At 74.2% G+C, this 12,470-nt stretch carries 10 protein-coding genes and 1 pseudogene; 3 read left to right on the forward strand and 8 right to left on the reverse strand.

Annotation, left to right across the window (positions count from 1 at the left end):
* Positions 1–67: 67 nt before the first annotated feature.
* Positions 68–268, reverse strand: a pseudogene (locus ACFO4E_RS22200) (leucine zipper domain-containing protein); the annotation flags it as partial.
* 579 nt (positions 269–847) lie between these two features.
* Between ACFO4E_RS22200 and ACFO4E_RS22205 the strand changes: the two are divergent.
* Complete coding sequence (locus ACFO4E_RS22205; RefSeq protein ID WP_378577825.1) at positions 848–1,345, forward strand: hypothetical protein; 498 nt, start codon at positions 848–850, stop codon at positions 1,343–1,345.
* Between the two features lie 36 nt (positions 1,346–1,381).
* Here ACFO4E_RS22205 and ACFO4E_RS22210 read toward each other — a convergent pair whose 3' ends face one another.
* Both ACFO4E_RS22210 and ACFO4E_RS22215 read right to left on the reverse strand, forming a co-directional pair.
* Complete coding sequence (locus ACFO4E_RS22210) at positions 1,382–2,764, reverse strand: VTT domain-containing protein (protein ID WP_378577827.1); 1,383 nt, start codon at positions 2,762–2,764, stop codon at positions 1,382–1,384.
* 735 nt (positions 2,765–3,499) lie between these two features.
* Positions 3,500–4,132 carry an NUDIX domain-containing protein gene (locus ACFO4E_RS22215; protein ID WP_378577829.1) on the reverse strand — a complete coding sequence of 211 codons (633 nt, stop codon included), beginning with the start codon at positions 4,130–4,132 and terminating at the stop codon, positions 3,500–3,502.
* Between the two features lie 38 nt (positions 4,133–4,170).
* Here ACFO4E_RS22215 and ACFO4E_RS22220 point away from each other — a divergent pair, with 38 nt between their 5' ends.
* Both ACFO4E_RS22220 and ACFO4E_RS22225 read left to right on the forward strand, forming a co-directional pair.
* Positions 4,171–4,464: a substrate-binding domain-containing protein gene (locus ACFO4E_RS22220; protein ID WP_378577831.1), complete on the forward strand. Its 294-nt coding sequence runs from the start codon at positions 4,171–4,173 to the stop codon at positions 4,462–4,464.
* Between the two features lie 723 nt (positions 4,465–5,187).
* The gene (locus ACFO4E_RS22225; RefSeq protein ID WP_378577833.1) at positions 5,188–5,640 is read left to right on the forward strand and encodes a hypothetical protein; all 453 of its coding nucleotides are present in this window, start codon (positions 5,188–5,190) and stop codon (positions 5,638–5,640) included.
* Between the two features lie 309 nt (positions 5,641–5,949).
* Here ACFO4E_RS22225 and ACFO4E_RS22230 read toward each other — a convergent pair whose 3' ends face one another.
* The 5 genes from ACFO4E_RS22230 to ACFO4E_RS22250 all read right to left on the reverse strand — a co-directional run bounded on the left by ACFO4E_RS22230 (position 5,950) and on the right by ACFO4E_RS22250 (position 12,440).
* Positions 5,950–7,311 (reverse strand): ADP-ribosylglycohydrolase family protein, encoded by a 1,362-nt coding sequence (locus ACFO4E_RS22230; RefSeq protein ID WP_378577834.1) that lies wholly within the window; start codon positions 7,309–7,311, stop codon positions 5,950–5,952.
* 338 nt (positions 7,312–7,649) lie between these two features.
* Entirely contained in the window at positions 7,650–8,798 is a 1,149-nt protein-coding gene (locus ACFO4E_RS22235; protein ID WP_378577836.1) for an ADP-ribosylglycohydrolase family protein, read from the reverse strand.
* Entirely contained in the window at positions 8,799–9,818 is a 1,020-nt protein-coding gene (locus ACFO4E_RS22240; protein WP_378577838.1) for an ADP-ribosylglycohydrolase family protein, read from the reverse strand. It abuts the gene before it with no gap.
* 310 nt (positions 9,819–10,128) lie between these two features.
* A complete protein-coding gene (locus ACFO4E_RS22245) occupies positions 10,129–11,163 on the reverse strand; it encodes an ADP-ribosylglycohydrolase family protein (RefSeq protein ID WP_378577840.1) in 1,035 nt (344 codons plus the stop codon).
* Complete coding sequence (locus tag ACFO4E_RS22250; protein WP_378577841.1) at positions 11,163–12,440, reverse strand: ABC transporter substrate-binding protein; 1,278 nt, start codon at positions 12,438–12,440, stop codon at positions 11,163–11,165. The genes ACFO4E_RS22245 and ACFO4E_RS22250 overlap by 1 nt, the downstream gene beginning before the upstream one ends.
* Positions 12,441–12,470 lie beyond the last annotated feature (30 nt).

Raw genomic sequence — 12,470 nt, forward strand, 5'->3', positions numbered from 1 at the left:
CCCGATGGAACGCCGTGGAACCGTACCGCGCTCCGAAGCACGACTTCGAGGCCGACCGCGACGATAAGGAGGTGCGGTGCGGGCGGCTGGAGCGGTCGGCCAGTCCGGCTGTGCCTTCGGTGTCGTAGCGGGCCGGCCACCGGTGACAGCACTGGCGGGAGACGCCCGTCTCGGCGGCGACGTGGGCGACAGGGCGGTCGTGGGTGCGGACGCGCTGGACGAACAGCATCCGCCCGTGGACGGTCGGCCGTGCATCAGCGTGGGCCATGAAGTCCTCCAGTTGGTGAAGTTCGCATCTCCACCGCGCTGGAGGTCTTCTCGTTGATCAACGACCACGGCCGGTGTGTCACCGACCTTGCGGTCCGGCCGGCGAGCCCTTCGCCAACGCCCTCGACCACACCTTGACCGGCAGTCCCGGCGGGACCGCCACCGTGGCGGTCCTCCGGCCCCCCGACGTCTGCACGTCGCCGACGCCGGCCCCGAGACGACGACCACCGCACTCCGCACCGGCGGCCGCCCAACCTCGACGCCGAACACGGCCGGGGCCTCTGCCGCGTCGACGCGGCGGCGACCCGCTGGGGTGTGCGGTTCGATCGAGGACAACGCCACCACGACGGTCTGGTTCGAACTCGATCGCGAGCCACCGTGGTGATCGACCGGTGCGCCATCGCATGCCCGAAGCCGATCAGTCCCCGACCATCGAAGCCCTCAACCCCGGATGGCGCTGCGAGTACCGGCCACAGACCGGCGCGTTCCATGCCCGGCTGGAACTAACGCGGGAGGCTCCCACCCGGCAATCGTCTTCGACACCGACCCCGCCCGCCCCGCTGATGCGGAGAACGCCCTGATGCCCATCCTGGTCCTGCGGGACATCGACCGCACCCTGCTCTCGGTCGGAGGAGCCGACCGGCTCGTCTACCGCGACGTCTTCCGCGACCTGGTCGGGCGCCCCGCTGGACGGCTGCCGGCCACGGGCACCGGCCGCACCGTCCCCCCGGCCGTGCGTGAGCTCTTCGCCGTCAACGGTGTACCCCAGGGCCAGGTGGAGGAGCCGGCCGAGATCGCCCTCAAGGAGTTCCCCCACCGCCACACCACCCACACCACCAGCATGGAAGTGGACGACGACGGTCGCCTTCGCCTCGGTCGGCCGCCTGCTCTTCTGGATCTGGACGGACACCTCCGACTGGGCCTGGACCGGCCTCATCGCCCCGGGAGCCGCACTTGTGCTCGCGCTTGTTGCGGTGCCGAGTGCGCCGGCGGTCGCGAAGCCAACAGCGTGACGCGACCCGTGCGGAAATGGTCGACGGATCGCGGCAGCGTCAGTGACTTCTGGGATCCGCGGTGAGAGTCTCGGACGACAACGCTGCCGCCGAAACCGTGATCACGCCGCGTCCGGGTGGGGCGGCTCGTCGCGGTGCAGCCGGAACCACGTGTGTCCCGCGGTCAGCACCGTCGCGGCGGCCAAGCCCCCGAGTACCCACCCCGCGAGGACGTCGGTCGTCCATCCAGCGCCCAGGTACGCCACCGCGACACCCGAGATCCCCACCCACAGCACGGCGACCGTCCACCAGGCGACCGCCCGGGCCCAGGCCACCGCGCGGGCGCCGCCCAAGTAGGCGGTGACCGCGGCGACGGAGGCCGTGCACGCCACGCCCAGCGCTGGAAAGGTCCCCAGCGGTCCGGCCCCCGCCACCACGTACGCGGGCGCGGGAGCCGGGCGGCCGATGAGGGCCGCGACCGCCAGGCCGATGCCCAACGCGATGGCCCACGCGCCCACGGTGAGAAGGAGGCCCCTGCGCCCCGACCGGCTCAGCAGGGTCCCGGCCACGGCCAGGGCCGCGGCCCCCCGGATACCGGAAAGGCCGTGAACGAGGGCCAGCACCGACGTCACCTCGGGGTCGCGGTGCGCGGCGAGCCAGCGCAGGATGGGCCCGTCGCCGCGCACGGACTCCTCACCGACGACCACGTCCTGCACCACCGCCCCGAAGCCCCATCCCGCCACCGCGACCACCACCACGCCCGCGGTCAGCTCCAGCCCCAAGACGGTCCGGGGCTCGAACCTGCGGGCCAGCCACCGCACCTGCCGGTCGTAGCGCGTGAGCACGACCCGGACAATCCGGCGTCCGGCCTGGCGCCGGGCCCACGAGAGCACGCGGTCGGGGTGGCGGGCGATCCACCGGGCGAGGAGCACCGTGGCCACGACCACTACCCCGACGAGCAGCACCAGGGCCACGGCCGCGCCGAAGACAGGCTGCACCCGCTGCCAGGAGCCGCCCGCGAGGTACCCGACCACGGTGACGGCGCTCGCCCACAACGCCCCGCCCACGGCGTTCCAGACCAGGAACCGCCGGTACTCCATACCGGTGGCACCGGCCAGAGCGGGGACGAGGGCGCGCGCGAACCCCACCCACCGGCCGAGGAACACCGCGTGGGCCCCATACCGTCGCACGAACGCCTGGGCGCGTTGCCAACGGGCCGGGCCGACCATGCGGCCGAGCCGGTCGGTCGTCAGCCGGGGTCCCAGCCGGCGCCCGATCCCGAAGCCGACGGTGTCGCCGGCCACGGCTCCGGCGATCCCGCAAGCCGCCACCGCGAAAGGGTCGGCGTGGCCCAGGCCCGCCACCACCCCGGCCACCAGCAGTCCCGTCTCGCCGGGAACGACCAGCCCGGCGAACACCGCCGCCTCAGCGAAAACGAACGCGAAGGCGACGACGTAGACCACGCCGGCCGGCATGGCCAGGAACCACTGCTCCCAGCCCCCCATCCCGCCCTCCCCGACCTCCGACGCACCGGCCCGTCCCCGGGCAGGCCGACGGGGCCAGGCGCGCAACGGTGCCGATCGCCCGGCCCCGCACCCGGGCCGGGCCGCCGCCGGCCGCATGCCCGGTCCCGTGGCACAGGACCATGGTCACCTTCACCGCGGCCCGGTCCCACGAGCGACACACGCGGGAGGGGACCAGGCAAGGTCGCCCCTACGCGGTCGACAGGGCCACGGCGTCAAGATCGTCGCGGTATTGCCGACCTCGATGGCCACCGCCGCCGAATCGACCACGACCTCGAAGTCCTCGCCGCTCACGGCCAAGTCTTCCTTTCCGGCGCGATGAACGCGTGGATCACCGCCGCCGGGAGCATCACCGTCGAGCAGGCCCCGGACGGCCGCCGGCCTCATGGAAGATCGCGACCGCCGCCGTGGACAGCGAGTCCTTGTCGGGGATGGCGATGCGCAGCATGAGCAGACGTCCTTGGTGATCGGAGCGGAGTGATCACGTATCCAACATGCTCCCAGAACCGGCACGCGCGGTGAGGCCCTTCACCGACCAAGCGCGCTACGAGGGTCGGAGCGCGGGTACAGCCCTCGGCGCCGAACTCGCCCATGGCGTGCAGTGCCTCTCGGGCTCCTGGTGTCCGCCGCCCCGAGTGGGTCGTCCACGGTGAAGGAGCTCGGTCCGCCGGACTTCCCGTCCGCGCAGGTCGTCGGTGATCGCGGACCACCGCGCCGCTACACCGCTGACGCCATCGCGGCCGCCCAGTCCCGGATCATCTGTCGGGACTCCTCGGTCAGGTCGGTGGTGTCGAGTTCGTCAAGGGTGATCCAGCGGTAGGCGGTGTGCTCCTCGGACAGGACGATCTCCGAACCGTTCCAGGCGAGGCCGAACGTGTGCTGGCGGGCCGTACGGCCGCTGCCGGAGACGTAGTCGAAGGAAGCGACGAACCCGGCGTCGGGCTCGACCGGCCCCGACCACCCGACCTCCTCGGCGAGTTCGCGGGCGACCCGGGCCGGCCGGCCAGCACGCGTTCGAGCGACGCGGCGTGGCGGCGGCGGTGGCCCAGCCAGGTGTCGAGGCGGGAGAGGTAGACCTCGGCCATCGCCAGCCCGAGCGGGTGTGCCCGGTATTTCAGGCCCAGCCCGGTCTCGGCGTAGGCGTAGAGCGGGGTGTCGGGGCGGATCTCGGCCAGCGCGCGTTTGTTGAAGTGGCCGAGCAGCGTCGCTTTCTCGTAGAGATCGCGGTGGGGGGTAGTAATGCTCTTCGCGGCCTCCGGCGACCCCCGCCTGACGCCCCTCGTCCACCAGCGCGCGGACGCCGCACACGGAGCCTGTGAGGAGCTGGGCCTGGAATGGCGCGGCGTCCACGTCATCGACGGGGAGAACGCCGACGCCTTGGTCCCGGGATGGCGCGCAGAGGGATCACGGGAGTACTCGCCTACAACGACGACACCGCGGCCACCGCCGTCGGCGCCGCCGTGCGGGCGGGAATCCGGGTGCCCGAGGAACTCGCCGTGATCGGGCACGATGACAGCCCGCTGGCCTCAGTGTTCCTCCCCTCCCTCACCAGCGTCCGGGTCGACACCGGTGCACTGGGACGGGCTCTGGCCCAGCGCGCGCTGGATGAAGCACTGGGGCGTCCGCACGCACAGGGCCACATTCCCGTGGATGTCGCCCTGATCCGGCGGGAGTCGACCTAGAGAAAGACCTTCCGAGCGTCGCTGACCGGTGGATACCGCCCCTTCTCATCCGACGGTCGCAGGTTCGCATCCCGCCGGGTGCGCCATGTCTCCCGTCCAGCGGCACCGTGCGGTGGCAGGCCGCCGGAAGGGCCGGGTCCTGGTAGGCGTGCTCCGTGGCCGGAATCGAGGTCGCGTCGCCGAAGTGTGCCGGCCCGGCGTTGTTCACGAGCCCGTCCAGGCGGCCATAGTGCTCCAGGACCCGCTACGCAGGGTTCAGGTCGGGACCACCCCACGCCCCCGGCTTCCGGGTCGGCCGTGGCCCCGCCGCCCGGGCCGGGACGGGATCCGCCTGCCACCGCCGCGGCGGTGGCAGGCTTTCACCACCGCGCGATGACGCCGTCGCCGGATCCCGTCGACATTCCCCGCGCCGGTCAGCCATGGGCGTTGCCCGGATGGGTCGATGAGCGTTCCGGCCACTGGTCGGCACGGCCACAAGGCCGTTCCCGTCGATGTCCCGCAGCGCAGCCCGCGGCGATCGTTCCCCGTACCCGTCGAAAAACCTTGCTCATCCTGATCGGCGTGATCCGGCGGCCGGGGTCGAGCGCGAGAGCGGCGCCGTCGAGCCGGATCCGGCCGTCGCCCTGGCCGCTGCCGGCCGGTGTCCGTCCGTAAACGGTCACGGGCCTTCCCGTGCTGGTGAGGGATTTCCTAGGCTCGGCGCACTCGACGAAGGGGACGTCCATGAAGCGTCTGCTCGTTACCATCCTGGCCGCGGTGGTTCTGGCCGCTACCTGCGTAAGCCCGGCATCGGCCGCGATCGTGCCCTGCACCGCCAACAGCGTCGTCTCCTCCTGGCGGGCCCAGTGCGAGCGTACTCCGACCGACGGCGACGCCGGCGGCGTCAGCGGCAAGGTCACCGTGTGGTACCCCGGGAACAGCGCCTACTACGCCTCGGTCGAGTTCCGGGCCCACGGCGAGATCAGCTACCTGAGGAACCACACCACGACGACGGCTTACCTGCGCGTGGCCACACGCAACGAGTTCGGCGATTGGGAGAACTTCATCGACCAGGTGGTCAGGGGCCCTGGGTACAGCGATACCGTGAACAGGTCTCTGGACGAGGGCGATCCGGTCCGGGTTCAGGTGTGCCTGCTCGACCGCGGCTGCGCCACCATCGCCACCCTGATCAGTTGAGCCGAACCGCGCCCGGGGATGGTCCACGACCTCCGAAGGACCGTCCCGGCGACGGGCCTCGACCCGCCGCCGGGCGCCCTCTCGCCGCAATGGGGAAAGGCGAGGGGAGCCCGCCACGCGCGAACACCCGGCCACGTCTCCACCGCGACCCACCCCTCCATCACGGGCCGGGATCATTGCCCCGCGTGGCCGCCTGGGGACGGGCCGAGGAGGAGCGGTGGCCATGCCGCTCCGCTCGGAGGCCGTCACCCCGTTCCGCCCCTGGCGCGCTCTCAGATGTGGCGGGACGCTCCTCCCGGATCGGCGGGGTCAGCCCGAGGTCTCCTGGACGAGGGCGTGGGTGCGGGCGGCGAGGGTGTCGAAGGTGGCGCCGTTGAATCCGGTGAGGGTGCTGGCCACGCGGTTGTGCAGCGGGGCCGTCCACTGGTCGGGGATCCCGTCCGCTCCGAGGAGGCCGCCGGCGACCGAGCCCACCGTCGCGCCGTCGGAATCGGTGTCCCACCCGGCGGAGACGACCGAGGTGACGGACGCGCTGAAGTCGCCCGCCCCGTGGACGAGCGCGGCGGCCACGGCCGCCGCGTTGTTCACGCTGTGCACCCAGTGCAGGTCCGCGTGGCGCGCGTGCAGGGCGTCGAGCACGCGCTCGAAGTCGCCTTCGGCCCGCGCGAGATCGGCCGCCTCGCGCACCGCGACCGCCAGCCGGGACTCCGGAGGCACGACCCGGAGCGCGCCCGCCAGCACCTCCTCCGGACCGTTCGCGGTCAGCGACATCGCGGCCAGGGCGGCGGCGAACATGGCGCCGTAGACCCCGTTGGCGGTGTGGCTGAGGGCGGCGTCGCGGTGGGCGAGCACGGCGGCGCGCGCCGGGTCACCGGGGTTGACCCAGCCGTAGACGTCGGCGCGGATCAGGGCCCCGATCCACTCGCGGAACGGATTGCGGTACACGGCGGTCTCCGGCGAGGCGAGGCCCACCAGCAGGTTGCGCAGGGCCACCCGTTCGGCGGTGAAGATCCGGCCGGCCGGCAGCTCGTCCAGCCACATCTGCGCGACGTCATCGGTCCCGAACCCGGTTCCGTACCGTTCGAGCAGGGCCAGGGCGAGCATGGGGAAGTTGAGGTCGTCGTCCTCGGGGGTGCCGTCGATGTTCTCGGCGAGGCTGGTCGGGGCGCTGCGCCGGTTCCACGGCCAGCGCTCCGCGACGTCATCGGGCAGCCCGCGGGCGGTGAACCAGCCCCGGATCGGCCAGTTGCCGGTGGCCTCGGCGATCGCGCGGATCCCCTCGCGGGGGATCTTCTCGACGGGCTTGCCCAGGACGCATCCTGCGGCCCGGCCCGCCCACGCGCCGCGCAGCCGGCCGGCCAGGTCCGGGCCCGGCGCGGCGAGCGGGGCGCCCGGCCAGTCGGGGCAGGCGGAGATCACGGCGTCGAGGCCGGTGGGCTCCCGGTCGGCGAGCGGGGAGGGGATCGTCGCCAACTCGTCGAGCAGGTCCTCGGCGAGACGGCGCAGCCGCTCCGGCGCGGGCTCGGGCGACGCTCCGGCCATGGGGGGCGCGTCGTGGCCCCCGGCGTCGTGCCAGCGCCGCGCGATCGCCTCGACCGCGCGCCCGTCCTGCCGGGCCTGGCGCAGTTCATGGCCGATCAGGTCCTCGGGATGGATCCAGGTGAGTCGCACGCCGCCCCCTGCCTTCCTCTCGATCGTGTTCCAGCGCCCCGCACAGGGACGCGTCTCCCGCCCATCGCGGGTCCTGCTCCGTGGCCGCTTCCCGGAGTCCGGTGCCCTGGCCGCCTCCGGGAGTCCGGCGCCCTGACCGCCACCCCTGTGCCGGAGCCGTGGCCACCGCCATGACTCCGGCGCCACGGCCGCCACCACGGTCCCGGTGCCGTGGCCACCTCCGGGGGCGCGGGCCCGCGCCCCCGGAGGTGGCCGTCCCGCAGCCCGTGCCCGGCATGCCCGACGCCCCCGATACGGGCCGGGCCGCCGGCGGCGGCGGGTGATCGGCGGGCACCGGATCAGCCCTGCGCCGCGGTGAGCATGGAGAAGGTCCGCTCGTGCTCGCGGCGGGCCGCCACGTCGGCCAGGTGGATGCGGCGGGCGGTCTCGGCCAGCTCCAGGCCGGGTGCCTCCAGGTCGATCCGGCTGGCGCGGGCGATGTCGCGGCGCCACTGCCCGGGCACGCACTCCCTGCCGCCCAGTGCGCCGGCCATGGCGCCGCCCATGCTCGCGATCGAGTCGGCGTCACGCCCGTAGTTGACGCCACCCAGCACGGTGTCCCGGTACTCGCCGCCGGCGATGAGGAGGAACGCCAGCGCCATCGGCAGTTCCTCGATGGCGTGCACCCGGCTCGGGCGGCGGGCCCCGAGCCCTTGGTCGCGGTAGGTGTCGGCGACGGTGTCGAACGGCGCCATGGCCGCGCGCAGGTCCGGCGCCGCCCCGCGCCAGTCGGAGATGGTGCGGGCCCGTTCGCACACGGCCTCGATGGCGGCCCGCGTTCCGTCCTTGGCGACCCGCAGCGCCGCGGCCACGACGGAGTCCGCGGTCGCCCCCGTGCGCATGGCCTCGGCGACCGCGGCGGCGAAGACGCCCGCGGCCTCGCGCCCGTAGCTGGACTGGTGGGCACCCGCCAGGTCGATGGCCTCGGCGTAGGCGCCCGCGGGGTCGCCGGCGTTGACCACCCCCACCGGGGCCATGTACATCGCCGCACCGCAGTTGACGATGTTGCCGACACCGGCCTCCCGCGGGTCGACGTGCCCGTAGTGCAGCCGCGCCACGAGCCACTTCTCGGCCAGGAAGACGCGGTGCAGCAGCAGGGCCTCGGCCTCCAGCTCCGGCACCCAGTGCTTCTCCCCCATCATCTCGGGCACCAGGTACTGGGCCGCGGCGTAGGCGTCGAGGTGGCGCTCCGCCTTGCCGTAGACGCGGACCAGCGCGTGGGTCATCAAGGTGTCGTCGGTGATGTGGCCGTCGCCCTTGTGGTACGGGGCGATCGGGCGGGCGTTGCGCCAGTCGGTGTTGAACGGGGGCACGATGCCTTCGACGACGCCGTCGTAGCGCTCGCGGATCTGCTCGGGGGTCCAGCCCTCGGTGGCGCCTCCCAGCGCGTCGCCGACCGCCGCACCGGCCAGGGTTCCCACGGCCTTGTCCTGCAAGGGGGTCAGCATCTAGGACACTCCTTCGTCGTGGTGATCGGTCGCGGCCGCCAATGCGTCGGCGGTGGCGACGAGGTCCTGCCCGGCGAGCTCGGGCAGGCAGCAGCCGCTGAGGCGGCGGGCGCGTTCGCGCCAGGCCGCGGGTTGCGCGGCGTAGCCGCCGAGCGCACCGGTCAGCGCGCCGGTGAGGGCGGGCAGCGAGTCCGCCAGAGGCATCAGGGTGGCCGCGGCCGATACCGCCGGGCCGAGCCGGCCGCCCGCGGCCCGTGCCAGTGCGAGGGCGGCGGGGACGGTGTCGGCGGCGGCGACGCCATAGCTGTAAACGTGGTCGCAGCAGATCTCCTCCACCGCCGGGACCAGCGCGAACGGGTCGTTACCGGGCAGCGCCAGCGCGGCGCGCGCCGTGGCGCCGATCGCGGTGTCGGCGGGCAGCTCGGCGAGGGCGGCGTCGACGGAGTCGCCCGCGCTCGCGCCCCCCGCCGCGGCGGCGACGGCGGCCGCCATGGCGCGGGCCCCCGCCACCCCGTCCAGGGCGTTGGTGACCTGGGCGTCGGTCTCGGCCGCGCGAGCGGCTTCGGCCGGATCGCCGGCGTGAGCGGCGCCGAAGGCGACCGCGCGGACGGCTGCCGCGTCGTCGAAGTGGTGCGGGTTGTCGTGCCCGGTGACCGGCGGCCGGACGCCCCGCCGCAGGTGGTCCAGTGCGGTGCGCACCGAGATCCGGGCGCGGATGTCCTCGCGCCCGGCGAGGCCGCCGAACGCCTCGCCCCGGTCGCGGCCGATGGTGTGCGCGGTCCAGGCCAGCCATTCGGCGTCGTCGGACGGGCCGAGGGCCAGCGGGGCGACCGGCTGGTTCAGCGCGAACGGCACCGGGAGGGTGGTGACGCCGTGTTCCTCGGCGAAGAGGTCGAGTTCGCGGCCCAGCCGCCGGGTCCACGGCGCGAGCAGCCCGAAGCGGTGCCGCGCGGCCGGCCAGCCGGCCGCGTCCCCGATGGCCAGCCCGATGAAGGCCCCGCGGATACGGTCGTTGCTCATCGGGCGGCTCCTTGCGTGGACGTCCCCGGCTCGGCCCCGGGGAGGACGGCTTCCCGGGCGTCGCCGCCGCGCCGGCCCGGCCACGCCCGGCCGGCGACGGCCTCGGCGAACGGGCCCGTCCCCGAGGCCGAGTAAGCAGGGTCCGCCGGACTCGCGTACGGCCCCCGGCGCGACCGGGCGATACGACCGATACGGCCGACGCCGGCCGCGATCCGCGCGGCCGCAGCCGCGTCCCCGTGCCCTCTGACCGGCGCGGGCCGGTACGGCGGCGCCGGGGAGAGGGGCGTCCGCTCTGTTGTCGCGGGTCCGGTCATGACGTGTACCTCCCCTTCCCCCGGGCGGCGACGAGCAGGTCCGCGGTGTCGGCGACGTGGCGGCCGGCCAGAGCCGGCAGGCAGGTGCCGCGGACCGGGCCGATGGCGCGGCGCCAGCGTTCCGGGACCCCCGTTTCGCCGCGTCCGGCGCCGGTCACGGCACCGGCGATGGCGGCGGTGGTGTCGGCGTCGCGCCCGAGGTTGGCGGCGGTGACGACGGACTCCTCCACCCCGCCGCCGCCCGCCAGGCAGGCGGCGAACGCGAGGGCGACCGCTTCGGGCGCGAGGTCGGTCCACGGGTAGCGGGTCGGCACGACGGCGTCGTGCAGCGCGCGGGTGAACGCGGCGCCGGGGGTCCCGTGGGCGCGGGCCGCGGCCAGCGCGGCGCGCAGGCTGCGCCCGGTCCAGGAGTCGGCGGGGACCGCGGCGAGGCCCGCCTCGGCGACCGCGTCCGGGTCCGCGCCGGTCATGGCGACCGCGACGGCCGCGGCGACGGCGCGCCCGCCGAGGATGCCCTCGCCGGAGTGGCCGACCGACCCGTCGACCTCCGCCAGCCGGGCGGCCTCGCCGGGGTCGCCCGCGGCGAACACCCCGTAGGCCGCGCTGCGCATGGCCAGTCCGTCGGACCAGCCGTGGTGGTGGGCGCGGCCGGTCATGGGCGGGGCCAGTCCGCGGCGCAGCGCCTGCGCGGCGCCGAGCTCGGAGAACCCGGCCCCGCGCATCGGCCCGTCGATGGTGAGGATCTGGGCGCGGTAGGCGTCGACGACGTGCTCGGTGGTGAGCGCGTGGCCGTGCTCGGCGAGCAGCAGCGAGGCGAAGACGGTGTACTCGGTGTCGTCGGTGCCCGCTGCCACGCCGTCGGGGCCGGTCTCCAGCTCGGTGAGCCGCCCCCAGCGGCGGGCGATCTCGGCGGGCGCCAGGTTCTCGGCGGGCCGGCCAAGGGCGTCCCCGGCCGCCAGGCCGAGGAGGGCGCCCCGGGCGCGGTCGCGCGCGCCGGCGGTGGTGGCGGCGGTGCCGGCGGGGTCCGCCATCAGTTGTACCGGCTCAGCACGTCGTTGCCCTCGGTCTCCAGCCGGTCGCTGAGCTCGTCGATGTCGATCTCGCCGCTGAAGTACTCCTCCAGGGCGGGCTGGGCGACGCGGTTCTTCCACTCGTCGAAGCCCTCCACGCGCAGGTAGGGGGCGACGACGAGGTCCTGTGCCGAGGCGGTGGCGACGTCCCAGTCGTTCTCCTCGGTGTTCAGCTCCGGTGCCGCGGCGGCCTCCTGGCTGGTGGGCAGCAGCCAGTCGCCCCGGGCCAGATCGACCTGGTTCTCGGCGCCGAGGAAGAAGGAGATGAACTCGGCCGCCTCCTCGGGGTAGGCGCTGTCGGCGGCGACGGAGAGGGTCTGGGACGTGGCGCCCTGCTCGGCGGTGTCGCCGACCAGCGGCGGGATGGTGACCCAGTCGAAGTCCTCGGGCGCCTGCTCCTCCACCTGCTGGCGGGCGTAGACGCCGACCTGGACCATGGCGTACTCCTCGGCGAAGAACGCGGGCAGGGGGTCGGATCCGGACATGCCGACCGTGCCGGGGTCGGCGGTCTGGTCGGTGTGGATCTGGTCGTGGATGCGTTCGAGCACCTCGCGCTCCGGCTCGCCCATCCGGGCGGTGGCGCCGCCCTCGGCGTCGACCTCGAAGAACGTCCCGCCGTAGTTGAGGGACAGGTTCAGCACGCGGTTGACGGGGCTGCCCAGCGGCCAGGCGACGGCGTAGGTGTCGTCGTCGGTGAGGTCCTCGCTGATCTCGGCGAACTCGTCCCAGGTCCAGGGGTCCTCGGGGGCGGGGATGCGGACGCCGGCGTCCTCCAGCAGCGTGCGGTTGGCGATGAACACCTGTGATTCCTGGAGGAACGGCACGCCCACGATCTGGTCGTCGAAGGTGGCGGTCTCCCACGCCTCGGGGCGGATGTCGTCCTTCAGGTCGTCGGGGAGCATGCCGGTGAGGTCGGCCAGGTACCCGCGTGACGCGAAGCCGGCCAGCGCCGGGGAGTCGTTGTGGATGACATCGGGCGGGTCGCCGGCCTCGAACCCCGTCATGAGCTGGTCGTTGACGTTGTCCCAGCTGCCTTGCACATACTCCACCCGCACATCGGGGTTGGCCTCGTTCCACTCCTCCACCAGGCGCTCGTTGGCCTCGACGGACTCCGTCTGCCAGGCGAGGCTGAGGAACCGGAGCGTGGCGGGGCCGTCGTCGGCGCCCGTCCCGCACGCGCTCAGCGCGAGCGTCCCGGTGAGAGCGGCCGCGGTCAGCGGCAGCATGCTGCGACGCATGGGGTACACCTCCTGTGCCGGGTCCGCCGG

This window comes from Nocardiopsis mangrovi (genome assembly GCF_042653925.1).
GTDB lineage: Bacteria > Actinomycetota > Actinomycetes > Streptosporangiales > Streptosporangiaceae > Nocardiopsis_B > Nocardiopsis_B mangrovi.